Annotated in this window: 16 protein-coding genes; 10 read left to right on the plus strand and 6 right to left on the minus strand. The window is 70.5% G+C overall.

All coding sequences use genetic code 11. The features are described from left to right. Window positions 1-74: 74 nt before the first annotated feature. Window positions 75-2,213 carry an FG-GAP repeat domain-containing protein gene (locus OG257_RS28515; RefSeq protein WP_329212122.1) on the minus strand — a complete coding sequence of 713 codons (2,139 nt, stop codon included), beginning with the start codon at window positions 2,211-2,213 and terminating at the stop codon, window positions 75-77. Between the two features lie 577 nt (window positions 2,214-2,790). On the opposite strand from OG257_RS28515, the gene gltB reads away from it, so the two are divergent. Both gltB and OG257_RS28525 read left to right on the plus strand, forming a co-directional pair. After that, on the plus strand, window positions 2,791-7,350 hold the full coding sequence (gene gltB, locus OG257_RS28520) for a glutamate synthase large subunit (protein WP_329212124.1): 4,560 nt from the start codon (window positions 2,791-2,793) through the stop codon (window positions 7,348-7,350). Beyond that, a complete protein-coding gene (locus OG257_RS28525; protein ID WP_329212126.1) occupies window positions 7,343-8,803 on the plus strand; it encodes a glutamate synthase subunit beta in 1,461 nt (486 codons plus the stop codon). The genes gltB and OG257_RS28525 overlap by 8 nt, the downstream gene beginning before the upstream one ends. A gap of 141 nt (window positions 8,804-8,944) precedes the next feature. Here the strand turns inward: OG257_RS28525 and OG257_RS28530 are convergent, their stop codons facing one another. After that, window positions 8,945-9,859 (minus strand): rhomboid family intramembrane serine protease, encoded by a 915-nt coding sequence (locus OG257_RS28530; RefSeq protein WP_329212128.1) that lies wholly within the window; start codon window positions 9,857-9,859, stop codon window positions 8,945-8,947. A gap of 190 nt (window positions 9,860-10,049) precedes the next feature. Between OG257_RS28530 and OG257_RS28535 the strand changes: the two genes are divergently transcribed. Next, window positions 10,050-10,619, plus strand: a complete 570-nt coding sequence (locus OG257_RS28535; protein WP_329212129.1) for a HutD/Ves family protein — start codon at window positions 10,050-10,052, stop codon at window positions 10,617-10,619. Window positions 10,620-10,664: 45 nt separating this feature from the next. On the opposite strand, the gene OG257_RS28540 is transcribed toward OG257_RS28535, so the two are convergent. Beyond that, complete coding sequence (locus OG257_RS28540) at window positions 10,665-10,952, minus strand: hypothetical protein (protein ID WP_329212131.1); 288 nt, start codon at window positions 10,950-10,952, stop codon at window positions 10,665-10,667. A gap of 151 nt (window positions 10,953-11,103) precedes the next feature. Here OG257_RS28540 and OG257_RS28545 point away from each other — a divergent pair, with 151 nt between their 5' ends. The 3 genes from OG257_RS28545 (at window position 11,104) to OG257_RS28555 (ending at window position 14,175) form a co-directional block, all read left to right on the plus strand. Next, window positions 11,104-11,604, plus strand: coding sequence for a pyridoxamine 5'-phosphate oxidase family protein (locus OG257_RS28545; protein WP_329212132.1), 501 nt, complete (start codon window positions 11,104-11,106; stop codon window positions 11,602-11,604). A 499-nt stretch (window positions 11,605-12,103) separates the two neighbouring features. Next, window positions 12,104-12,307 (plus strand): cold-shock protein, encoded by a 204-nt coding sequence (locus OG257_RS28550; protein ID WP_015607926.1) that lies wholly within the window; start codon window positions 12,104-12,106, stop codon window positions 12,305-12,307. 182 nt (window positions 12,308-12,489) lie between these two features. Further along, a complete protein-coding gene (locus tag OG257_RS28555; RefSeq protein WP_329212134.1) occupies window positions 12,490-14,175 on the plus strand; it encodes a DEAD/DEAH box helicase in 1,686 nt (561 codons plus the stop codon). A gap of 112 nt (window positions 14,176-14,287) precedes the next feature. Here the strand turns inward: OG257_RS28555 and OG257_RS28560 are convergent, their stop codons facing one another. After that, entirely contained in the window at window positions 14,288-15,769 is a 1,482-nt protein-coding gene (locus OG257_RS28560) for an ankyrin repeat domain-containing protein (protein ID WP_329212135.1), read from the minus strand. A 32-nt stretch (window positions 15,770-15,801) separates the two neighbouring features. Then, complete coding sequence (locus OG257_RS28565; protein ID WP_329212137.1) at window positions 15,802-16,713, minus strand: hypothetical protein; 912 nt, start codon at window positions 16,711-16,713, stop codon at window positions 15,802-15,804. A gap of 255 nt (window positions 16,714-16,968) precedes the next feature. Between OG257_RS28565 and OG257_RS28570 the strand changes: the two genes are divergently transcribed. Next, window positions 16,969-17,745: a S1 family peptidase gene (locus tag OG257_RS28570; RefSeq protein ID WP_329212139.1), complete on the plus strand. Its 777-nt coding sequence runs from the start codon at window positions 16,969-16,971 to the stop codon at window positions 17,743-17,745. A 7-nt stretch (window positions 17,746-17,752) separates the two neighbouring features. On the opposite strand, the gene OG257_RS28575 is transcribed toward OG257_RS28570, so the two are convergent. After that, entirely contained in the window at window positions 17,753-19,555 is a 1,803-nt protein-coding gene (locus OG257_RS28575) for a glycoside hydrolase family 35 protein (RefSeq protein WP_329212140.1), read from the minus strand. Window positions 19,556-19,681: 126 nt separating this feature from the next. Between OG257_RS28575 and OG257_RS28580 the strand changes: the two genes are divergently transcribed. From OG257_RS28580 to pepN, 3 genes are all read left to right on the plus strand, one after another. Further along, window positions 19,682-20,560 carry an AraC family transcriptional regulator gene (locus OG257_RS28580; protein ID WP_329212142.1) on the plus strand — a complete coding sequence of 293 codons (879 nt, stop codon included), beginning with the start codon at window positions 19,682-19,684 and terminating at the stop codon, window positions 20,558-20,560. A 21-nt stretch (window positions 20,561-20,581) separates the two neighbouring features. Beyond that, entirely contained in the window at window positions 20,582-20,917 is a 336-nt protein-coding gene (locus tag OG257_RS28585; RefSeq protein ID WP_329212144.1) for a chorismate mutase, read from the plus strand. A gap of 67 nt (window positions 20,918-20,984) precedes the next feature. Beyond that, window positions 20,985-23,537, plus strand: a complete 2,553-nt coding sequence (pepN, locus tag OG257_RS28590; RefSeq protein WP_329212146.1) for an aminopeptidase N — start codon at window positions 20,985-20,987, stop codon at window positions 23,535-23,537. The last annotated feature ends 36 nt before the right edge of the window (window positions 23,538-23,573 follow it).

The raw sequence follows: 23,573 nt of genomic DNA on the forward strand, positions 1-23,573 counted from the left end.
GCGGGGGCTCTTCGGATACGGCGATGGCACGGCCCCGTCTTGGGGCCGTGCCATCGCCGTACTCGTGCGGACCGCTACTGGATGCCGGCGAAGCTCTTCCAGCCGGTGCCGATCTTGACGCCGGAGCCGATACCGCCGGTGCCGTTGCCGGCGTAGCGGTAGAGGTCGCCGGTGGTCGTGCGGCCGAGGATGTCGTCCTTGCCGTCGCCGGTGAGGTCGCCGATGCCGACGAAGTCGGCCATGCCGCCCCAGCCGGAGCCGATCTTCGTGCCGGAGGAGATGGTGCCCTTGCCGGTGCCGTAGTACCGGTACAGGTCGCCGTTGGTGGTGCGGGCGACGATGTCGGCGTGCTTGTCGCCGTTGAGGTCGCCCGCGCCGACGATGGTCAGGCTCTTCCAGCTGGTGCCGATCCGGCCGGTGCGGGTCAGGCCGCCCGCCTCGGTGCCGGCGAACAGGTACAGGTCACCGGTCGCGGTCTGCCGGGCCACCAGGTCCGGGATGCCGTCGTCGGTGAGGTCGCCCGAGTAGGTCAGGCCGTCGAAGGCCGTCCAGCCGCCGCCGAACTTCACGGAGGGGGATTGGGGCGTCACGGCGGTGCCCCGCTGCGGGCTGTAGCGGGACAGGTTGCCCGCCCCGTCGGTGACCAGGGTGTCGTTCGCACCGTCACCGTTGAGGTCCCCGAAGGGAACCAGGGTGGACGTCGTGGGCCAGGTCCCGCCGTCGGCCGTCGCCGACACCGTCCCGGCCGAGTTGCCCTGGTACACGAGCAGCGAACCGTCGGTCCGGCGCGCGTACAGGTCAGGGAAACCGTCGTTGCCGACGTAGTCCCGGCGCGCGGCCGGGACTCCCGGCTTCGCGGCACCCGTGGCCGTCGTCCAGACCTGGTCGATGCGGTAGTAGTCGTCCGTCAGCCCGAGCTCCTTGTTCCACACCGCGACGGCACGGCCGTCCGCACCGGTGGCCACGGAGCCCTGCGCGTGGAGGTCGACCTGGCCCACGTGCACGGGATCGCCCCAGGTGCCCTCGGAGCGCACCACGGCCCACAGCTCGCCCTCGAGAGTCGTCCACACGGCGGCGAGCGAGCCGTCGTGACCGACGCTCGGGTCCCAGAGGTTGAGCACGTGGGTCCCGGCGACCACGGTGCCGGGCTGCGACCAGGTGCCGCCCACCGCGCGGGTCGCCGTCCGGAGCAGGGTGCTGTCCCCGGCCCACAACGCCGTCACCCGGCCGTCGGGTTCCAGCTGCGGCGGTGAGGTGGTGCCCCTGTTCGGGTCGGCGGGGAGGTACTCGGTCCTGCCCCACGTCGCGCTGCCGGCCGGGCGGTAGACGAGGGAGCGGGTGGAGTTGCCCTCCCACCAGCTGACCAGGGCCGCGCCGTCGGCAGACGCCTGTACGTCCAGTTCGATCGGCGACGACCCGCCGGTCGTGACGGTCCCGGGGGCGCTCCAGCCGGCCGAGCCCGCCGGCCGCGTCGACACCCGGATCGCCGCCGTCCCGGAGACGTCGGCCTGCCAGGCGACGGTCACCGCGCCGTCGTCCGCCGCGGCCGCGTCCAGCTCGTAGACGCTCCCGCCTCCGACGTGGACCGCGTCGGACCAGGCGGCTCCCGGTGCCGCCAGATCGGAGGCGTAGACCCCCACGTCCGTCTCGTCCTCCCCGGGCGTCGGGTTGCCGTTCCAGACGGCGGTGAGGCCGCTGCCGGGCCCCGGCACCAGCACGAGGTCGTTCGCGAACGGCGCGGACGTGATCGGCAGGGGAGCCGTCCACGCCTCGGCACCGGGCAGAAGCGTCGAGGTGCTGTGCCTGTCGAAGCGCTCCGTCGTGAAGCGGTTCCAGGAGACCGTGGCCGAACCGTCCCTGCCGGTGACCAGGTACACGTCGGACAGGTACTTCTGGTCGGCGGCTATGCGCACCGGGGCGTTCCACGCGGTGGCGTCGGCAGGACGGGTCGCGCCCCACAGCTCCTGCGGGCCTTCCCCGGTGCCACGCGTCCATACCGTGACGGCGGTGCCGTCCGAGGTGACCTTCACGCCCGCGGCGGAGTTGGCACCGTTCTCGGCGGTGAGCGGGGCTGGTGCCTCCCACCCCCGCTCGGCCGCCGAGGCCGCCGGCGCCCCCACCACGAGCGCCGTGGTGAGGCCCGCTCCGACAAGGACCGGCGTGAGTGTGAGCGTGGGCATCAGAGCGATGGCGATGATCTTGGTTCTGCGCATGTGTTCCCCCCACTTGTGCGTCGACAAACGCCCCGAACCTAACAGCGTTAACGGCGCCCCCACCAACGTATTAGCGGCTCCTTGCGGCGCCCTGTCGGCAGGGGCGCGGTCGCCCCCGCACGGGTTGCGGACCGCTGCTGACCGTGTCCGTCCGACGACCTTCGGTGAACGCTTGCGTCGGCCTCCCTCTGCCGAAGCCCGAAGGGCGCGGATCCGGTGTGACATACGTCTTGACGCACGTCACTGGGCGGATGGGGTCTCCGAGCCGTAAAATGAGACACTATGCAGCGCTACACATAAGTAGCCGTTACTCAGCGGTTTCGATTCCATGACCGCCGGGCAAGAGCCGTACACACCGCGGGCAACGACGCCTGCTCTCTGCGGTCTCCCCGGACGGTGATCCACAAGGATCCGTCCGATCGTGACCCACCTCCACCACGACTCCGTGGTGTCCGCATGTTGGAACGGACTATTCGCTTTTTGAGAAGCGTTCCATCATGTAACCTGCACGAAATTTCGCAGAGGGCCAACGTCGTCCCTCGGCACAGCACATGCCACGACGACGACGGGAGAGCCGATGCGTTCCGACGCCTGGTCGCCCATGGACGGTCGCCCCGTTCAGCAGGGGATGTACGACCCCCGTAACGAGCACGACGCCTGTGGCGTCGGGTTCGTGGCCACTCTGACCGGTGTGGCCAGCCATGAGCTGGTCGAGCAGGCGCTGACGGTACTGCGCAACCTCGAACACCGCGGCGCCACCGGATCCGAGCCCGACTCGGGTGACGGCGCCGGCATTCTGCTCCAGGTACCGGATGCCTTCCTCCGCGAAGAGGTCGCCTTCGACCTCCCCGAGGCGGGTTCCTACGCCGTCGGAATCGCGTTCCTGTCCGCTGACGACTCCACCGAGTCCGTCCAGCAGATCGAGAAGATCGCCGGCGAAGAGGGCCTCGACGTCCTCGGCTGGCGCGAGGTACCGGTCACCCCGGACCTCCTGGGCAACGGTGCCCGGGCCACGATGCCCGACTTCCGCCAGATCGTCGTCGCGGACGGTACGAGCACCGGCATCGCCCTCGACCGCAAGGCCTTCGTCCTGCGCAAGCGCGCCGAGCGTGAGGCCGGGGTGTACTTCCCCTCGCTCTCCGCACGCACGATCGTCTACAAGGGCATGCTCACCACCGGCCAGCTGGAGCCGTTCTTCCCGGACCTCTCCGACCGCCGTTTCGCCACCACGGTCGCGCTGGTCCACTCCCGCTTCTCCACCAACACCTTCCCGAGCTGGCCGCTCGCCCACCCGTACCGCTTCGTCGCGCACAACGGCGAGATCAACACGGTCAAGGGCAACCGCAACTGGATGAAGGCCCGCGAGTCCCAGCTCGCCTCCAGCCTCTTCGGTTCCGCGCAGCTCGACCGGATCTTCCCCGTCTGCACCCCGGACGCCTCCGACTCGGCCTCCTTCGACGAGGTCCTGGAGCTCCTCCACCTCGGCGGCCGCTCGCTGCCGCACTCGGTGCTGATGATGGTCCCCGAGGCGTGGGAGAACCACGCGTCCATGGACCCCGCCCGACGCGCGTTCTACCAGTACCACTCCACGATGATGGAGCCCTGGGACGGCCCGGCCTGCGTCACCTTCACCGACGGCACCCAGGTCGGCGCGGTCCTCGACCGCAACGGTCTGCGCCCCGGCCGCTACTGGGTCACCGACGACGGCCTCGTCGTCCTCTCCTCCGAGGTCGGTGTCCTGGATATCGACCCCGCCAAGGTCGTCCGCAAGGGCCGCCTCCAGCCCGGCAAGATGTTCCTCGTCGACACCGCCGAGCACCGCATCGTCGAGGACGACGAGATCAAGGCGTCCCTCGCCGCCGAGCAGCCCTACGCCGAGTGGCTGGAAACCGGCGAGATCGAGCTCGAGGACCTCCCCGAGCGCGAGCACATCGTCCACACCCACGCCTCGGTCACCCGCCGCCAGCAGACCTTCGGCTACACCGAGGAAGAGCTCCGTATCCTCCTCGCCCCGATGGCCCGCACCGCCGGCGAACCGCTGGGCTCCATGGGCACCGACTCACCGATCGCCGCGCTCTCCGAGCGCCCCCGGCTGCTCTTCGACTACTTCACCCAGCTGTTCGCCCAGGTCACCAACCCGCCGCTGGACGCCATCCGCGAGGAGCTCGTCACCTCGCTGCGCTCCACGCTGGGCCCCCAGGGGAACATCCTGGAGCCGAGCCCGGCCGCGTGTCGAGCCGTCACGCTGCCCTTCCCGGTGATCGACAACGACGAGCTGGCCAAGCTCATACACATCAACGCCGACGGCGACATGCCGGGCATGAAGGCCGCCACCCTCGCCGGCCTCTACCGGGTCAGCGGCGGCGGCGACGCCCTCGCCGCCCGGATCGAGGAGATCTGCACCGAGGTCGACGCCGCCATAGAGGACGGCGCCCGCCTGGTCGTCCTGTCCGACCGGCACTCCGACGCCGAGCACGCACCGATCCCCTCGCTGCTGCTCACCTCGGCCGTCCACCACCACCTCATCCGCACCAAGCAGCGCACCCAGGTGGGCCTGCTGGTCGAGGCCGGTGACGTACGCGAGGTCCACCACGTCGCGCTGCTCATCGGCTACGGCGCCGCCGCGGTCAACCCGTACCTCGCGATGGAGTCCGTCGAGGACCTCGTCCGCGCCGGAACGTTCATCGAGGGCATCGAGCCCGAGCAGGCCATCCGCAACCTGATCTACGCCCTCGGCAAGGGCGTCCTGAAGGTCATGTCAAAGATGGGCATCTCGACCGTCGCCTCCTACCGCGGCGCCCAGGTCTTCGAGGCGGTCGGCCTGGACGAGGCCTTCGTCCAGCAGTACTTCAACGGCACCGCCACCAAGATCGGCGGCGCCGGCCTCGTCATCGTCGCCAAGGAGGTCGCCGCCCGGCACGCCAAGGCCTACCCCGCCTCCGGCATCTCCGCGTCGCACCGCGCCCTGGAGATCGGCGGCGAGTACCAGTGGCGCCGCGAGGGCGAGCCGCACCTGTTCGACCCGGAGACGGTCTTCCGCCTCCAGCACGCCACCCGCAACCGCCGGTACGACATCTTCAAGAAGTACACCGGCCGGGTGAACGAGCAGTCCGAGCGCCTCATGACGCTCCGCGGCCTCTTCGGCTTCAAGTCGGGCCGCGAGCCGATCTCCATCGACGAGGTCGAGTCCGTCTCCGACATCGTCAAGCGCTTCTCCACCGGCGCCATGTCGTACGGCTCCATCTCGCAGGAGGCGCACGAAACCCTCGCCATCGCCATGAACCAGCTGGGCGGCAAGTCCAACACCGGTGAGGGCGGCGAGGACGCGGACCGGCTGTACGACCCGGCGCGCCGCTCGTCCATCAAGCAGGTCGCCTCCGGCCGCTTCGGTGTGACCAGCGAATACCTGGTCAACGCGGACGACATCCAGATCAAGATGGCGCAGGGCGCCAAGCCCGGCGAGGGCGGCCAGCTGCCCGGCCACAAGGTCTACCCGTGGGTCGCCAAGACCCGGCACTCCACCCCGGGCGTCGGTCTGATCTCGCCCCCGCCGCACCACGACATCTACTCCATCGAGGACCTGGCTCAGCTGATCCACGACCTCAAGAACGCCAACCCGGCGGCCCGCATCCACGTAAAGCTGGTCTCCGAAGTGGGCGTCGGCACGGTCGCGGCCGGTGTGTCCAAGGCCCACGCGGACGTCGTCCTCATCTCCGGCCACGACGGCGGCACGGGCGCCTCCCCGCTCACCTCGCTCAAGCACGCGGGCGGCCCCTGGGAGCTCGGCCTCGCCGAGACCCAGCAGACCCTGCTGCTCAACGGCCTGCGCGACCGCATCGTCGTCCAGACCGACGGCCAGCTCAAGACCGGCCGCGACGTCGTCATCGCCGCGCTGCTCGGCGCCGAGGAGTTCGGTTTCGCGACCGCGCCGCTCGTCGTCTCCGGCTGCGTCATGATGCGCGTCTGCCACCTCGACACCTGCCCGGTCGGCATCGCCACCCAGAACCCGGTCCTGCGCGACCGCTTCTCCGGCAAGGCCGAGTACATCGTCAACTTCTTCGAGTTCATCGCCGAAGAGGTCCGCGAGATCCTCGCCGAGCTGGGCTTCCGCACGATCGAGGAGGCCGTCGGCCACGCCGAGCTCCTCGACACCGACCGTGCGATCACGCACTGGAAGGCGCAGGGCCTCGACCTGGAGCCCCTCTTCTACGTGCCCGAGCTGCCCGAGGGCGCGGTGCGCCACCGCATCAACGAGCAGGACCACGGACTCGCCAAGGCACTCGACAACGAGCTGATCAAGCTCGCCGCCGACGCCCTGGGCGCCGACAGCGCAGAGGCCGCCCAGCCCGTCCGGGCCCAGATCGCGATCCGGAACATCAACCGGACCGTCGGCACCATGCTCGGCCACGAGGTCACCAAGAAGTTCGGCGGCGCGGGCCTGCCCGAGGACACCATCGACGTGACCTTCACCGGTTCCGCCGGCCAGTCCTTCGGAGCGTTCGTGCCGCGCGGTGTGACACTGCGCCTGGAGGGCGACGCCAACGACTACGTCGGCAAGGGCCTCTCCGGCGGCCGGGTCATCGTCCGCCCGGACCGCGGCGCCGACCACCTCGCCGAGTACTCCACCATCGCGGGCAACACCATCGCCTACGGTGCGACTGGCGGCGAACTGTTCCTGCGCGGCCGGACCGGCGAACGATTCTGCGTCCGCAACTCCGGTGCGACCGTCGTCTCGGAAGGCGTGGGCGACCACGGCTGCGAGTACATGACCGGCGGCCACGCCGTCGTCCTCGGCGAGACCGGACGCAACTTCGCCGCAGGCATGTCGGGCGGGGTCGCGTACGTCATCGACCTGGACCCCGACAACGTCAACACCGGCAACCTCGGCGCCGTCGGCCCGCTCGACGACACCGACAAGCAGTGGCTGCACGACGTCGTGCGCCGCCACCAGGAGGAGACCGGCTCCACGGTCGCCGAGAAGCTGCTTGCCGACTGGGACACCGCGGTGGCCCGGTTCAGCAAGATCATCCCGTCCACCTACAAGGCAGTGCTCGCCGCCAAGGACGCCGCTGAGCTCGCCGGTCTCTCCGAGCAGGAGACCACCGAGAAGATGATGGAGGCGGCGACCAATGGCTGACCCCAAGGGCTTCCTGACCACCGGCCGCGAGGTCGCCAAGACCCGCCCCGTCGGCGAGCGCGTCAAGGACTGGAACGAGGTCTACGTTCCGGGCTCGCTGCTCCCGATCATCAGCAAGCAGGCGAGCCGCTGCATGGACTGCGGCATCCCGTTCTGCCACCAGGGCTGTCCGCTCGGAAACCTCATTCCCGAGTGGAACGACTTCGCCTACCGCGAGGACTGGACGGCCGCGTCCGAGCGCCTGCACGCCACGAACAACTTCCCGGAGTTCACCGGGCGGCTGTGCCCCGCACCCTGCGAGGCGGCGTGCGTGCTCGGCATCAACCAGCCGGCCGTCACCATCAAGAACGTCGAAGTCTCCATCATCGACAAGGCCTGGGACAGCGGCGACGTCACCCCGCAGCCGCCCGAGCGCCTCTCCGGCAAGACCGTCGCCGTCATCGGCTCCGGCCCGGCCGGCCTGGCCGCCGCCCAGCAGCTCACCCGGGCCGGCCACACGGTCGTCGTGTACGAGCGCGCCGACCGCATCGGCGGCCTGCTGCGCTACGGCATCCCCGAGTTCAAGATGGAGAAGTCGCACATCAACCGCCGCATCGAGCAGATGCGCGCGGAAGGCACCAAGTTCCGCACCGAGATCGAGATCGGCCGCGACATCGACGCCGCGAAGCTGCGCCGTCGCTACGACTCGATCGTCATCGCGGCCGGTGCCACCGTCTCCCGCGACCTGCCCGTCCCGGGCCGTGAGCTGAACGGCGTGCACTTCGCGATGGAGTACCTCCCGCTCGCCAACAAGGTGCAGGAGGGCGACCTGACGGTCACCCCGATCACCGCCGAGGGCAAGCACGTCGTCGTCATCGGCGGCGGCGACACCGGCGCCGACTGCGTCGGCACCGCCCACCGGCAGGGCGCGGCCTCCGTCACCCAGCTGGAGATCATGCCGAAGCCGGGCGAGGACCGTAACGCCAACCAGCCCTGGCCGACCTTCCCGATGCTCTACAAGGTCACCTCCGCGCACGAGGAGGGCGGTGAGCGGGTCTACTCCGTCTCCACCACCCACTTCGAGGGAGACGAGGACGGCAACGTCCAGTCCCTGCACCTCATCGAGGTGGAGTTCAAGGACGGCAAGCTGGAGCAGAAGGCCGGCACCGAGCGTGTCATCCCCGCCCAGCTCGTCACCCTGGCCATGGGCTTCACCGGCACCGACCAGGCCAACGGCCTCGTCCAGCAGTTCGGCCTCGACCTCGACGAGCGCGGCAACATCGCGCGCGACAAGGACTACGCCACCAACGTCGACGGCGTCTACGTCGCCGGTGACGCGGGCCGCGGCCAGTCCCTGATCGTCTGGGCCATCGCCGAGGGCCGCTCCGCGGCACGCGGCGTGGACCGCTTCCTCACCGGGGCCAGCGCACTGCCGGCCCCGATCCGCCCGACGGACCGCTCCATGATGGTCTGATCACGGCACACACACGTCCCGTACAACGGCGTACGGAACTGAACACGGCGCCCGCCTCGTCCCCGACCGGACCATGGCGGGCGCCGTGGCGCGTCCCGGGCTCCCCGGAGCGCGTCGACGGGGCCGCAGCCGTACGGGCCGTCAGGCCACGCCCGTCAACGACGCCGTCCTCAGGGCCACCACCACGGCCAGCAGGGCGACCAGCACCACACCGCCGGCCAGCTGCATCGCCGAGGTCCGCAACTTCGCCGGGGCGTACGCGAGCCCGTACGTCACCAGGCCACCGGTCAGCAGTCCGCCGAGGTGCCCCTCCCACGACGTGAACGCGGCCGAGATGACCATCCACAGCAGAAAACCGGCCATGAAGCGATTGACCGCGTGCATGTCGCTGCGCAGACGCCGGTTGATGACGTAGAACGACGCCGCCAGACCGAAGACCGCCCCCGAGGCACCGACCACCATGTCCTCCGGCGAGACCAGGTACACCAGCACCGAACCGCCCACCGCGGACAGCAGGTACAGCGCCAGATACCGGGCCCGGCCGAGGTGCCCCTCGACGACCCGGCCCAGATTCCAGAGCGCGAACATGTTGAAGACGAGGTGCATCACACCGAACGACGTGTCGGGCGGCAGATGCAGGAAGGCACCGGTCAGCAACCGGTACCACTCACCGTCGACCACCCCGACCAGATCGAACCCCGGGACCTGCTCACCCCGGTAGTAGTACTGCCCGCCCGCCGGATCGACGAGAACCGCACCGAGCATCCCGAACCGGTCCACCGTCTCGGAACGCGCCACCTCGACGACGTACGCCACGATGTTCAGCGCCATCAGCACATACGTCACCACGGGTGCCGCGGTCGCCGAAACCGCACCGCCGAAGAGCGAGCGCGCCTGACGGACCGAGCGCTGCCCCTCCTTCACGCACTCCACGCAGTGATGGCCCACCGACGCCTCGCGCATGCAGTCGGGGCAGATGTACCGGTCGCAGCGCGTGCACCGCACATACGTCTCGTACGACGGGTGGCGGTAACACGAGGTGGCGGCGGCCTCCATGGCCGGCTCCTTCATTCGTGGCGGAGATTCATGGGCGGAGATTCATGGGCGGAGATTCGTGGGCGGGGAGGAGGGCCGCCGGGGCGGCGGCGCTCAAGATAGCGAACGCCGGGGGAGACGGGCACATCCGGGTACGGGACAGCCCGTAGTCTCGGAAGTCCCGCAGCCGGAACCCCGATCGGAGAGCGACATGGCCTTGCGCGTACTGAGGGCGGCAGGCCGTGCGGCTACGCCCTGGCACAACGGCGGGGGAGTCACCCGGGAGATCGCCGCGGCTCCCGAGGGCGCGACGACGGACACCTTCGACTGGCGGATCAGCCTCGCCGAGGTGTCGGCGGACGGCCCGTTCTCCTTCTTCCCCGGCATCGACCGCACCCTGACCGTCGTCGAGGGCGAGGGGATGGACCTGATGGTCGGCGGCGAACACCACATCGTCGACGAACCGTTGTGGCCCCACGACTTCCCCGGAGACCTGGAGACCGACGGCCGCCTCCTCGGGGGACCGGTCGTCAACCTCAACGTGATGTACCGCCGCGGCCGTGAGGCGGCATCGACCGCCGTCGTACGCGGCACCGTTCGGCTGACCCCGCCGGACGGCGGTGCGGTCGTCGCTGTCGCGCTCGAGGACGGTGCGGTGGCCGAGGGACCCACCGAGGACGTCGAACTCGCCTGCTACGACGCGGTACTGGCCACCGGGGACTCACCGGGCGTCCTGCGCACCCGGGGTTACGCGGTGGTGGTCACCCTGCCGGGCCGGTGAAGGAGCACGCGCCGCCCGGCACGGGTGACAGCGGGCGGTGAACGGTTACGCGCCGGGCACCCAGTAGCGGTGCACCGGGGAGACCGCAGGAGGCCCGGAAGCGGAAGGCATGCCGTGCTTCTCCGCGATGGGCATGATCAGCGCGCCGAACGTGTCCATGGCCTCCTGGGACTCCCAGAGGTCATAGATCTCCAGGCCCGCATCGGTCGGCACGCACACATGCGACAGGCACCCCGCGAAGGTGTCACCGGGAAGTGCCTGCAGCTCGGCGTTGAGGGCGTCGTACTGCTCGACCGTGGTGCCGGGCAGGACGGCCTTCATGAAGACTGCCATCTGAAATCACCTCGGGCGGGGTCCTCCCCGCCGTCCGGGCGACGGCTCCACCCCTTCCAGCACACCACGATTGCAACAAGGCGGCATCCGATCCGGTGACGTCCGGCGAATCCCGACAGAAGGTGTCGGGATTGAAGGGTTCGATGGCCCCATGACATCGAGTTCGTGGCAAGACTTCCGGGCCGCGGAGCCGGCCTTCGCCGACACCGTGCAGAAGCGGTTCCAGCAGTACAAGCACCATGTCCTTGCGACCCTCCGCAAGGACGGCTCCCCCCGCGTCACCGGCCTGGAGGCGGAGTTCCGGCTGGACGAGCTGTGGCTCGGCATGATGCCGGGCTCCCGCAAGGCGCTCGACCTGCGGCGCGACCCGCGCTTCGCCATCCAGGCCAACCCGGGACCCGACGCCGAGATGGCCGACGGCGACGTCCGGATCTCCGGCCGGGCCGTGGAGGTGACCGACCCCGCCGTCCTGGCGCGCTTCGCCGAGGCGGTGACCCCGCCGGAGCCGTTCCTCCTCTTCCGCGCCGAGCCGGCGGAAGTGGTCCGCACCGGGCTCGACGGCGACGACCTGGTCGTACAGGTCTGGCGTCCGGGCCACGCGCTGCGCACGATCCGCCGGGGGAACGACGACAGTCCGCCCCGCGAGATGTGAAGTCCCTGCCGGGCGGCCGCACGGTCCCGTGGCGTCACCCGCTCGGCGCAACCCGCACCGGGTTCCTGACGGCATTCCCGCACGGGCCGACACGGGGCCGGACGCGAGTCCTGTGACATTCGGGTGAATGACTCCCGTCGGGCGGCTCCGGCGGACCACGGGGTTCCGCTCGCCGCCGCCCAAGGGCCCGCAACCCTTGGGAGAACGGCTCGGGAAGCATCCGGGAACGATTCCGGAACCCGGGCCGAACGGCTGCCGCGACCCCCCTGGTCAGCCAACCTCTCCATCCGGCGGCGTGGCGGGAGCTGCCGCAGGACGACAGAACGTGCTACGGTTGCCCAGTTGCAGTTTTGGTACCCATGAACTTTATGTGCGCCTGACGGGAACCCTCCTCAGGCGCTTTATTGTTTTCCGGCTTTCTCCGGATGGGGCTCAATGCGGCGACTTGGAATTCGTAAAGTGCGGATTTCCGGCACTGCACCTCTTTTAGGAGAATGACATGGCTACTGGAACCGTGAAGTGGTTCAACTCGGAAAAGGGCTTCGGCTTCATCGAGCAGGACGGCGGCGGCGCCGACGTCTTCGCCCACTACTCGAACATCGCCACCCAGGGCTTCCGTGAGCTCCAGGAGGGCCAGAAGGTCTCCTTCGACGTCACGCAGGGCCAGAAGGGCCCGCAGGCGGAGAACATCGTCCCGGCCTAATTGCCGGACGCGTACCTCGCAGCCGGGGCCCGCACCGTGAAGGTGCGGGCCCCGGTTTGTGCTGTTTCCGGTTTGCTCTGTCTCCGGGGACACCTGCTCTGTGCTTGCATCCTGGGGCGCACATCAAGCAGTCCACAGCAGTCGGCAGTAACCCCAGGAATCCCCCAGGAGGGCAATTCCGTATGACCCGCTCCGAACGCCAGGACCGACCGACCCGCAGCCGCCCGATAAGGGGGCGCGGCACGGACCGGGCACAGGTGAACGCCAGAGGCTCCGCCAAGGCGCCGGCCCGCCGCCGTCCCGCGCCGTCGCAGGGTGGCGAATTCGCCCTGCCGGAAACCCTGACCCCCGCGCTGCCCGCCGTCGAGGCGTTCGCAGAGCTCGACATGCCCGCCGCGCTGCAGAAGACCCTCACCGCGCAGGGTGTGACCGAACCCTTCCCCATCCAGGGCGCCACCCTGCCGAACTCGCTGGCCGGCCGGGACATCCTCGGCCGTGGCCGCACCGGCTCCGGCAAGACCCTGGCCTTCGGCCTGGCCATGCTCGCGCGCACCGCCGGACGCCGCTCCGAGCCGCACGCCCCGCTGGCGCTCGTCCTCGTACCCACCCGTGAACTCGCGCAGCAGGTGACCGACGCCCTCACGCCGTACGCGACGTCCGTGAACCTGCGGATGGCGACCGTGGTCGGCGGCATGTCGATCAGCAAGCAGTCCGGCACGCTGCGCCGTGGCGCCGAGGTGCTCGTCGCCACGCCGGGACGGCTCAAGGACCTCATCGAACGCGGCGACTGCCGGCTCGACCAGGTCGCCATCACCGTCCTCGACGAGGCCGACCAGATGGCCGACATGGGCTTCATGCCGCAGGTCGTCGCCCTGCTCAAGCAGGTCGAGCCGGACGGGCAGCGCATGCTGTTCTCCGCGACCCTGGACAAGAACATCGACCGGCTGGTCAAGATGTTCCTCACCGACCCCGTCGTGCACTCGGTCGACCCGTCCGCGGGCGCCGTCACCACCATGGAGCACCACGTGCTGCACGTGGCGGACGAGACCGACAAGAAGGCCGTCGCCACGAAGATCGCCGCCCGCGAGGGCCGGGTGATCATGTTCGTGGACACCAAGCGCGCCGCGGACCGCTTCGCCAAGCGGCTGCTCGCCAGTGGCGTACGGGCTGCCGCACTGCACGGCGGCCGGTCCCAGCCGCAGCGCAACCGGACGCTGGACCAGTTCAAGACCGGCGAGGTCACCGCGCTCGTCGCGACGAACGTCGCCGCCCGCGGCATCCACGTCGACGACCTGGACCTGGTCGTCAACGTGGACCCGCCGACCGACCACAAGGACTACCTCCACCGCGGCGGGCGCACGGCGCGCGCCGGGGAGTCCGGCAGCGTCGTCACGCTGGTGCTGCCCGAGGAGAAGCGGGACATGACCCGGCTGATGGCGGACGCGGGTATCGCACCGCGTACCACCCGGATCAAGTCCAGCGACGAGGAGCTCAGCCGGATCACCGGTGCGCGTGAGCCGTCCGGCATCGCGATCGTCATCGCCGTGCCGGAGCCGACGCCGCCCAAGCCGCGTACGCGCGGCACGGGTTCGGGTGCGGCTGCCGGCGGGTCCTTCCGCTCGGGCAGCCGGGGCCGGGGCCGTCGCGGCGGTGCGGGCGCGGGTGCCGGCGCCGGTGCGGGTGCCGGCTCGGCCGCGGGTGGCTCGGCGCGCGGTGCCGGTTCGGGCGGCTCGGCCCGCGGTGCGGGTTCGGGCGGCTCGGCCCGCGGTGCGGGTTCGGGTGGCTCGGGCCGTGGTGCCGGGGCCGGGCGGACCGGGAGCGCCGGCGGGCGCAGCGGTGCGCCTTCGCGGGGACGTCGGGCCGCTTAGCAGTCCTAGCAGGCCGTCGCGGTGACCAGGGTTCCTGGTCACCGCGACGGCCTGTCGTCATTCTCAGGGCGGCCTCGACGTGTGCCGCCCGGCATGATCCGAACGACAGGCGCTACGTGCCTGGGACGTCCTCCATGGCGGCCGCGGCCGTCGTGCCCGCATAGCTGTCCGCCGGTTCTTCGGCCAGGAGGCGTGCCAGGGCCTCGGCCGCGCGTGGGTCACCGCGTCGTGCCAGGCCTCGCGCCGCCTCCGCCACCGTGTCGGGATCCGCGTCGTCCAGGCGCACTGCCAGGGCTTCCCGGATCTCCGCAGTGTCGTCGTCCGCTGCGGCCAGCGCCGTCGTCGCCCAGTCGCGGACCCCCTCGTCGGTGTCCCCGCTCAGGGTGATCAGTGCCGCGACGGCTTCCGGCCGGTCCGTCGCCGCCGGGCCGAACAGCGCCAGCGTCACCGCGCGCCGCACCGACCGGTCCGGATGCTCCGCGTGGCGCAGGATCTCCGGCAGGGCGGCCGGATCCTCATGGTGGCCGAGGCCCAGCACCGCGGACTGGATCAGCTCCGCGTCCACGGCCTCCCGCGCCAGTTCCCGCAGCAGTGGCACCGACCGTGCGGCGAACGGCTTGGCCCCGGTACGGAATCCGAGCTGCGCCAGCACATCCGCGCCGAAGGCCTGGCGCAGCGGATCTCCGCTCGCCGTCCACGCGGCCGCCGCCTGGAACGTCTCCTCGTCGCCGCGCAGCCACAGCGCTTCGACCGACTCGTGCCAGTCGTCCAGCTCCGGGTCCGCACCCCGCAGCGCACGGGCCGCCAGCTCCTCGAACGGAGCCCGCAGACCCAGCTCGTTCTCCAGGAGCGTCGCGATCGCGCCGTGTCCCGTCTGCCGGTCCTGGGACGCGAAGGGCTCGCCGTCCCGCCGGAGTTCGACCGTGACCGTCACTCCGCCGTCCACCGGGGTGCGGCGCACCACCGTCGTGAAGCCGCCGTCGATGCCGCCGCTGCCGGCGCCGTCGCCGTACAGCGCGGACAGGGCGTCGCGCAGTTCCCGCTCGATGTCCAGCCGCAGGCAGCGCCTGGCCTCCTCCAGCGCCCGGGCCAGGTCGGCAGCCCCGTGCCGGAGCAGGGTGCGGACCGTGTGCACCGATCCCCGCCGGGCCGCGAGTACCAGCGGGGACTCACCCTCCGGGCCGGGCAGGCCGGGATCCGCACCGTGGGAGAGCAGGGTCTCCGCGATCCGTGCGTGTCCCAGGCCGACCGCCCACCGCAGTGCGGTGAAGCCGAACTCCTCGCGCAGATCCGGTTCCGCGCCGGCCGCGAGGAGCGCCTCGACGACCTCTCCGTGGCCGCCGCACGCCGCGCCGCACAGCGGCAGGTCGCCCGCTTCCGGGCCGCTCGCCCGGTTGGGATCCGCCCCTGCGGCGAGCAGCAGCCGCACCGCGCCCGGCAGGTCCTCCACCGACGCCAGGTACAGCGCCGTGGTCCCGTCCGTGTCGCTCGACTCGGCGGACGCACCTGCCCGGAGCGCTCGTACGACGGCGTTCTCACCGTCGTACAACGCCTCGAAGAGGTTGCCCGCGTCCCCGGCCGGATCTTTCGTCATACTTCGACCCTACGGCGCATCCGGGACGAACCTCAGGTGTCGCACTCCAGGACCGTGCGGCACAGCCCGCACCTGGCCCGTACCCGGCCGCGGACCGGGACCCGGATGCGCTGGTTGCAGGTCGGGCAGGCGAAGGCGACCCGCAAGCCCGCGTCACCGTGCTCGAAGGTGTAGGGAACGTCCGGGCCGGGCCCGGTGCCGGGGTTGTCCCGGGCGCCACGGCGGTCCTTGGCGTAGCGGCGGCGGCCCGCCCATCCCGCGGCCGTCAGCGGTGGCCGGTCGAGGTCCCGCAGGGCCTGGGCCCTGCCCTTGGTGTAAGCCGCGTACGCCTGCGGGCTGGTGAACCACACGGAGGGGTCCTCGCCGAAGACGAGCGCACGCTTGGCGAGCACGTACCCGAACTCCTCCGGTGTGAGGTAGCCGAGCTTCTGGCTCGATGTGGCGTCCTCCCGGAAGGCGTCCAGCAGGAGCCAGCCCGCGCCGAGGTAGGCCGTCACCGTGTCGGTGAGGATCTCGTTGTCGCGGGTGCCGGGGAACTCGAGGCCCAGGCGGTGCAGCAGGACATGCGTGATCTCGTGTGCGAGCGCTGCCCCGATGTCCCTGCGGTGCGTCCTGAACCGGTCGTTGAGCTCGATGAAGTACTCCGGGCCCGCGGCGAGTTCGACGCTCGCGGCATGCTCCATCTCCCGGAAGCCGACGATCATCCGTGCCTGGGGCAGATGCAGGTGCTCCACGAGGGCGTGCGCCACGCGCTGGGAGCCGAGGTGCAGATCGTCCGCGTCGGCGAACGCGGCGTCGGCGGGGACGAGGCTCGTGGCGTAGCTGTGTACGCCGTCGTAGGAGATCCGCCGGTAGAGCGCGGTGATCGCGGACCGGACGGTGTCCAGATGCGGAAACCCGTGGACGACCGGACTGCCACTGCTGCCGTTACTGCCGTCTCTCACGTCCGAACCCCCATCAATGACGCTCAACGGACCTTCACTGTAGGCCGAGCCGCGGGGGAGGGACCCGCGGGCAGCCTGATGATCTTGGCTGGAAAGTCCGCCTTGTGGGAGCGGTGATCGCTTCCCGATAATCGGAGCGTTCTTGTCGGGAGCATGCCGATAGCTGTGTCGGCTGTGCCCCTGACCTGGACCTGCACACCCGCACGCCTGCACAGCACACCCCCACCGAACCCCCCACCGAAAGCAGGCACTCCGTTGAAGCAGCTTCTGCGCACCCTGAAAAGATGCTCCGTCATCGCCGCGGTGGTCCTCGCCGCCATCAGCCTCCAGCCCTCCGGCGCCACCGCGGCCCCCAACCCCGTCGTCGGCGGAACCCGCGCCGCACAGGGTGAGTTCCCCTTCATGGTCCGGCTCTCCATGGGCTGTGGCGGCGCGCTCTACACCCAGACCATCGTGCTCACCGCCGCCCACTGTGTGAGCGGCTCCGGCAACAACACCTCGATCACCGCCACCGCCGGCGTCGTCGACCTCCAGTCCTCGAGCGCCGTCAAGGTCAAGTCCACCAAGGTCCTCCAGGCACCCGGCTACAACGGCGTGGGCAAGGACTGGGCACTCATCAAGCTCGCCAAGCCGATCAACCTGCCCACCCTGAAGATCGCCACCACCACCGCGTACAACACGGGCAACTTCACCATCGCCGGCTGGGGAGCCGCCACCGAAGGCGGCGGCCAGCAGCGCTACCTGCTCAAGGCAACCGTGCCGTACGTCTCCGACTCCGTCTGCCAGCAGGCCTACGGCAGCGACCTCGTCCCCAGCGAGGAGATCTGCGCCGGACTCGTCGACACCGGCGGTGTCGACACCTGCCAGGGCGACTCCGGCGGCCCCATGTTCCGCAAGGACAACGCCGGAGCCTGGATCCAGATAGGCATCGTCAGCTGGGGCGAAGGCTGCGCACGCGCCGGCTACCCCGGTGTCTACACCCAGGTCTCGACCTTCGCCACCGCCATCGCGTCCGCGGCGGCAGGCCTCTGACCCGCAGTCACCGCTGACCGTCCCCGGGGGTGCCCGTCCTGACGGGTGCCCCCGGGCCCAGCTCCACGAACGGCTCCCCGGCGTCCTCCAGCTCCAGCACCCACACCTCGTTGGCGCCCTCGCGGAGCACCGGCCCCGGAACGTACAGCGTCCGCTGCGGCCCCGCCGACCAGTAGCGCCCCAGGCAGAAGCCGTTCACCCACACGAACCCCCGTGTCCAGCCCGGCAGTTCGAGCCCCGCATGACCGGTCTCCGCAGCGCCCGTCACCTCGAAGAACCCCCGGAACAGACCCGTCCGCCCGGCCTCCCCGACACTCCCGAACCGCAGCCCGGCCACCGCACCCGCATCGTCGAACGCGTCCAGCCGCAGCGCCCGGGCCCGCACCCCGTGCAGATACTGCCGCTCGTGGACCACCCCGACCGTGATGCCCTTCTGCTCACCCAGCCGCGGACCGTAGTTCACCCGGCCCAACGACTCCACCCACAGCTCGACCTCCGCGGGCCCCGCGACCGGCTCGACCAGGACAGGGTGCTCCTCGGTGAGCACACCCGCCCGCACCCCGTCCACGTACACCACCGCCCGGTCCCGCAGACCCACCGCACCCAGCGGATACGGCTGCCGCGGCCCCGGCACGCCGACCCGGTAACGCACCAGGCCCCGGTCCACACCGAGATCCTCGAACGTCGGCGGAACACCCGACTCGGCCGTCTCCGGATCGCCCAGCCCCTCCAGCACCCCGGCCAGCGCAACCCCCTGCGTCAGCTCGACCCGCACCGGGGAAAGCCCCACCGGCTCCGGCGGCAACTCCGCAAGAGGACCGACCGCATACTCGGCCAGCACCTCCCGCAACAGCCGGAACTTCTCCGTGGGCCGCCCGTACTCATCGACCGGAGCGTCGTAGTCGTACGACGTCACCGTCGGCAAGAACTCCTGGTCCTGCAACGGACCACCACGATTGGCACCCGCCCAGCCCGCGAAATTCGTACCGCCGTGCGCCATGTAGATATTGACCGAAGCACCGCACTGAAGGATCTCGCGCAACGCATCCGCGGTCTCCGCCGGATCCCGCACGACAGGCCCGGCACCCCAGTGATCGAACCAGCCGCACCAGAACTCCATGCACATCAGCGGCCCCCGCCGCCGGTGCCGGCGCATCACCTCGAACGCCCCACGCGCCCCCGAACCGAAATTCCCCGTAGCCAGCAGACCCGGCACCGAACCACCCGTCAGCATGTGGTCCTCGGGCCCGTCGGAAGTGAACAGCGGCACCGTCACCCCGCACCGGCGCAGCAACCCCGCCAGCTCCTCCAGATGCACCCGGTCCGAACCGTAACTCCCGTACTCGTTCTCCGCCTGCACCATGATCACCGGACCGCCGCGGTTGACCTGGCGCCGCACCACCTGTGGAAGCAGCTCCCCGAACCAGCGCTCCACCACCGCCGTGTACTGCGCATCCCGGGTCCGCACCCGCCGGCCGAACCGCCCCGTCACCCAGACCGGCAGCCCACCGTTCTCCCACTCGGCACAGATGTACGGCCCCGGACGCACGATCGCCATCAGCCCCGCCCGGTCCACCGCGTCCAGGAACCGGCCCAGCGCCCCCACATCACGGAACTCGCCGGGACGCGGCTCATGGAGATTCCACGGCACATACGTCTCGACACAGTTGAGGCCCATCGCCCGCAGCATCGACAGCCGGTGATCCCACTGCGCCTCATGCACCCGGAAATAGTGCAACGCCCCCGACAACAGCCGCACCGGCTCCCCGTCCAGCCGGAAATGGTCGTCCCCCACGGTGAAATCAATCATGGTGCTCGTACGCTCCTGTATACGGATCCTCGCCGGCCACCAGCTTCGGCCTCTGGCGCCCGGCCGGTCCATGGAGAAAGATCACTGCTGTTTGGACACAACACCCGACAGGGAGGTGGAGAGCCGATGTACCACACCTGGATGCGCTTCTTCACACCCAGCGCACTGCACCACCGCCTGGGACTGGCCTGCCTCGGCGTCGGCCTGCAGCACGGCGCCCTGCCCACCGTCGGCCCCCGCACCCTCGACCACCACGTCGCCGTCGTCATCACCTCGGGCAGCGGCTGGTACAGCGGAACGGACGGCCGACGCCAGACCGTCAAAGCACCCAGCCTCATCTGGCTCACCCCCGGCACCCCGCACCACTACGGCGCCGACCCCACCGGCTGGGACGAAAGCTTCGTCGACTTCACCGGTCCCGCCACCACCACCTACACCGAACTCGGCTACATCGAAGCGGACCGCCCCCTCGTCCCGCTCTCCGACACCGCAGGACCACGCGCCGCCATCGGCCGCATCGTCCGCGCCGCACGCCGCGGCAACCCCCTGCTCGAAGTCGAGACGGGCGCCGCCGTCCACGAACTCCTCGTAGCCCTGCGCCGAGCCCGCGCAGACATAGGCCCCGACGGCTCCCCGGTACTCCAGGCCCTGGCACGCGACGCCTTCCAGCCGCTCTCCGTCGCCGAACACGCCGCCCGGCACGGCATGACACCCGCCGAACTGCGCACCGCGGTACGACGCGGAGCAGGATGCAGCCCCAAGGACTACCTGCTGACCATCCGGCTCGGCCGCGCCAAGGAACTCCTCGCCGCCACCGACCTCCCCGTCGCCGCAGTCGCCCGCCGCGTCGGATACGACGACCCCGCCTACTTCTCCCGCCTCTTCGCCCGCCGCGTCGGCACAGCCCCCGTCCGCTTCCGCGAACAACAGGGCCGCAGCGTCCCCGGCGGCTGGAGCGACCGGATCCCCGACCCGGACCACCCACCCACGATCACCGCCCAGTAGGTGCGTCTAAGCTCGTTGCCCATGACCACGAGCGACATCGACGAGTCCGTACGCGCCGAACTGAACCGGCTGCGCGAAAGCATCGACAACATCGACGCCGCAGTCGTCCACATGCTCGCCGAACGGTTCAAAGCCACCCAGCAGGTCGGCCACCTCAAGGCCGAACACCACCTGCCGCCCGCCGACCCCGCCCGCGAAGCCCGCCAGATCGCCCGGCTGCGGCAACTCGCCGAGAGCGCCAAACTCGACCCCGCGTTCGCCGAGAAACTCCTGAACTTCATCGTGGCCGAAGTCATCCGGCACCACGAACGCATCGCGGAGGAATCAGCCGGGGACACCCCCGCCACCGGCCTCTGACACCCCGCCGTCAGCCCTGCGAGAACCCCACTGCACGCCCCACCGGCCGTACGGCAGCATGGGCGGCATGTCCGTACTGACGCGCAACGAAGCGCAGACCCGAGCCCAGCTCCTCGACGTACACCGGTACACGGTCGACCTCGACCTCACCACAGGCGAGGACACCTTCGACTCCCGTACCGTCATCCAGTTCACCGCCCACGCGGCCGGAGACACCTTCGTCGAGGTCAAGCCCCAGAACCTGCGCTCGCTCAGCCTCGACGGACAGCCCCTGGACCCCGCACGCCTCACCGAGAACCGCTACCCCCTCGACCGGCTCACCGCGGGAACCCACGAACTGCGCATCGACGCCACCATGCGCTACTCCCGCACCGGCGAAGGCATGCACCGCTTCACCGACCCCGCCGACGGCGAAACCTACGTCTACACCCAGCTCTTCATGGAAGACGTCCAACGCGTCTTCGCCGCCTTCGACCAACCCGACCTCAAATCCGTCTTCGACATCACCGTCACCGCACCCGAGAACTGGACCGTCCTCGGAAACGGCACCGCCCACCAGACCACCCGAGGCCGCTGGAGCATCGCCGCCACCCCACCGATCTCCACCTACCTCGTCGCCGTCGCCGCAGGCCCCTGGCACACCGTGACCACCGAACACGCCGGCCTGCCCTTCGGCATCCACTGCCGCCGCTCCCTCGCACCCCACCTCGACGCAGACGCCGACGAGATCCTCTCCATCACCCGCGACTGCTACGACCGCTACCACGAGAAGTTCGACGAGCCCTACCCCTTCGACTCCTACGACCAGGCCTTCGTCCCCGAATTCAACGCCGGCGCCATGGAGAACCCCGGACTCGTCACCTTCCGCGACGAATTCATCTACCGCTCCGCGGTCACCGACGCCGAACGCCAGACCCGCGCCATGGTCATCGCCCACGAAATGGCCCACATGTGGTTCGGCGACCTCGTCACCCTCACCTGGTGGGACGACATCTGGCTCAACGAGTCCTTCGCCGAATACATGGGCTACCAGACCCTCACCGAAGCCACCCGCTTCACCGACACCTGGGTCGACTTCGGCGTCGCCCGCAAGGGCTGGGGCTACGACGCGGACCAACGCCCCTCCACCCACCCCGTCGCACCCGACCCCGACGCCGTCCCCGACACCGCATCCGCCCTGCTCAACTTCGACGGCATCTCCTACGCCAAGGGCGCATCCGCCCTGCGCCAACTCGTCACCTGGCTCGGCGAAAAAGACTTCCTCGCCGGAATCAACACCCACTTCGCCCGGCACAAATTCGCCAACGCCACCCTCGCCGACTTCATCGACAACCTCGCATCCGCCACCGACCGCGACGTCCACGCCTGGGCCGACACCTGGCTCCGCACCACCGGCATCGACACCCTCACCGCCCACGCCGAAGACACCGACCGCGCCTGGACCCTCACCGTCGACCACCACGGCAACCGCCCCCACCGCATCGCCGTCGGCACCTACGACCACACCCTCGACACCCGGTCCGGCGCCGCCGAACTCGTCCTGCGCGACCGCTTCGACCTCGACATCCCGCACACCGGCGAACCCACCACCCTGCCCGGCCGACGCCCCGCCCTCGTCGTCCTCAACGACAACGACCTCACCTACGCCAAGATCCGCCTCGACCCCGCCTCCTGGGACACCGCCCTCAGCAGCCTCTCCGGCATCCCCGACGCCCTCACCCGCGCCCTCATCTGGAACACCGCACGCGACATGGTCCGCGACGGCGAACTCCACCCCACCACCTACCTCACCACCGCCCGCACCCACCTCCCCCACGAAACCGACCTCGCCCTCGTCAACGGCGTCCTCGGCTTCGCCGCCACCCAGATCGCCGACCGCTACCTCACCCCCCACGACCGCCCCGCCGCACTCGCCACCCTCACCTCCCTCTGCCGCGACCTGCTCCGCCGCACCGAAGGCCTCACCGCCAAGGACTGGGAACACCACCCCGACAACAACCCGCCCGCCGGCGCCGACCCCGGCCTCCGCCTCACCGCCGTACGCCACTTCATCGACGCCGCCACCCAGCCCGACACCATCCAGGACTGGCTGGCCGACGGCACCGTCCCCGGCGGACCCGAACTCGACCCCGAACTGCGCTGGCGCATCCTCACCCGCCTCGCCGTCCTCGGCGCCACCGACGAAAACGCCATCGACGCCGAACTCGCCCAGGACCCCAGCGCCACCGGCCAGGAAGGCGCCGCCCGCTGCCGCGCCGCCCTCCCCACCCCCGAGGCAAAAGCCGCCGCCTGGCACGCCATGTTCACCGACGACACCCTGTCCAACTACCTCTTCACCGCCACCGCCCAAGGCTTCTGGCAACCCGAACAGGGCGAACTCCTCCAGGACTACGTCGCCCGCTACTACCCCGACGCCACCGCACTCGCCCTACGCCGCGGCCCCGCCATCGCCGAAGCAGCAGGCCGCCACGCCTTCCCCGCCCACCACGTCGACGCCGACAGCCTCCGCCTCGGCACCGACGCCCTCGACGACAAGGCCCTCATCCCCGCCCTCCGCCGCAAACTCACCGACCAGCTCGACGACCTGCGCCGCGCCCTCGCCGTACGCAACGCCCACTGACCCACCACCACCCGTGCCCGGCCCCCGAACCAACAG

The sequence above is a fragment of the Streptomyces sp. NBC_00683 genome (assembly GCF_036226745.1).
Lineage (GTDB): Bacteria > Actinomycetota > Actinomycetes > Streptomycetales > Streptomycetaceae > Streptomyces.

Coding starts and splice junctions, on each gene's coding strand:
- OG257_RS28515 (WP_329212122.1), bottom strand. CDS start 2,213: ATGCGCAGAACCAAGATCATCGCCATCGCTCTGATGCCCACGCTCACA.
- gltB (WP_329212124.1), top strand. CDS start 2,791: ATGCGTTCCGACGCCTGGTCGCCCATGGACGGTCGCCCCGTTCAGCAG.
- OG257_RS28525 (WP_329212126.1), top strand. CDS start 7,343: ATGGCTGACCCCAAGGGCTTCCTGACCACCGGCCGCGAGGTCGCCAAG.
- OG257_RS28530 (WP_329212128.1), bottom strand. CDS start 9,859: ATGGAGGCCGCCGCCACCTCGTGTTACCGCCACCCGTCGTACGAGACG.
- OG257_RS28535 (WP_329212129.1), top strand. CDS start 10,050: ATGGCCTTGCGCGTACTGAGGGCGGCAGGCCGTGCGGCTACGCCCTGG.
- OG257_RS28540 (WP_329212131.1), bottom strand. CDS start 10,952: ATGGCAGTCTTCATGAAGGCCGTCCTGCCCGGCACCACGGTCGAGCAG.
- OG257_RS28545 (WP_329212132.1), top strand. CDS start 11,104: ATGACATCGAGTTCGTGGCAAGACTTCCGGGCCGCGGAGCCGGCCTTC.
- OG257_RS28550 (WP_015607926.1), top strand. CDS start 12,104: ATGGCTACTGGAACCGTGAAGTGGTTCAACTCGGAAAAGGGCTTCGGC.
- OG257_RS28555 (WP_329212134.1), top strand. CDS start 12,490: ATGACCCGCTCCGAACGCCAGGACCGACCGACCCGCAGCCGCCCGATA.
- OG257_RS28560 (WP_329212135.1), bottom strand. CDS start 15,769: ATGACGAAAGATCCGGCCGGGGACGCGGGCAACCTCTTCGAGGCGTTG.
- OG257_RS28575 (WP_329212140.1), bottom strand. CDS start 19,555: ATGATTGATTTCACCGTGGGGGACGACCATTTCCGGCTGGACGGGGAG.
- OG257_RS28580 (WP_329212142.1), top strand. CDS start 19,682: ATGTACCACACCTGGATGCGCTTCTTCACACCCAGCGCACTGCACCAC.
- OG257_RS28585 (WP_329212144.1), top strand. CDS start 20,582: ATGACCACGAGCGACATCGACGAGTCCGTACGCGCCGAACTGAACCGG.
- pepN (WP_329212146.1), top strand. CDS start 20,985: ATGTCCGTACTGACGCGCAACGAAGCGCAGACCCGAGCCCAGCTCCTC.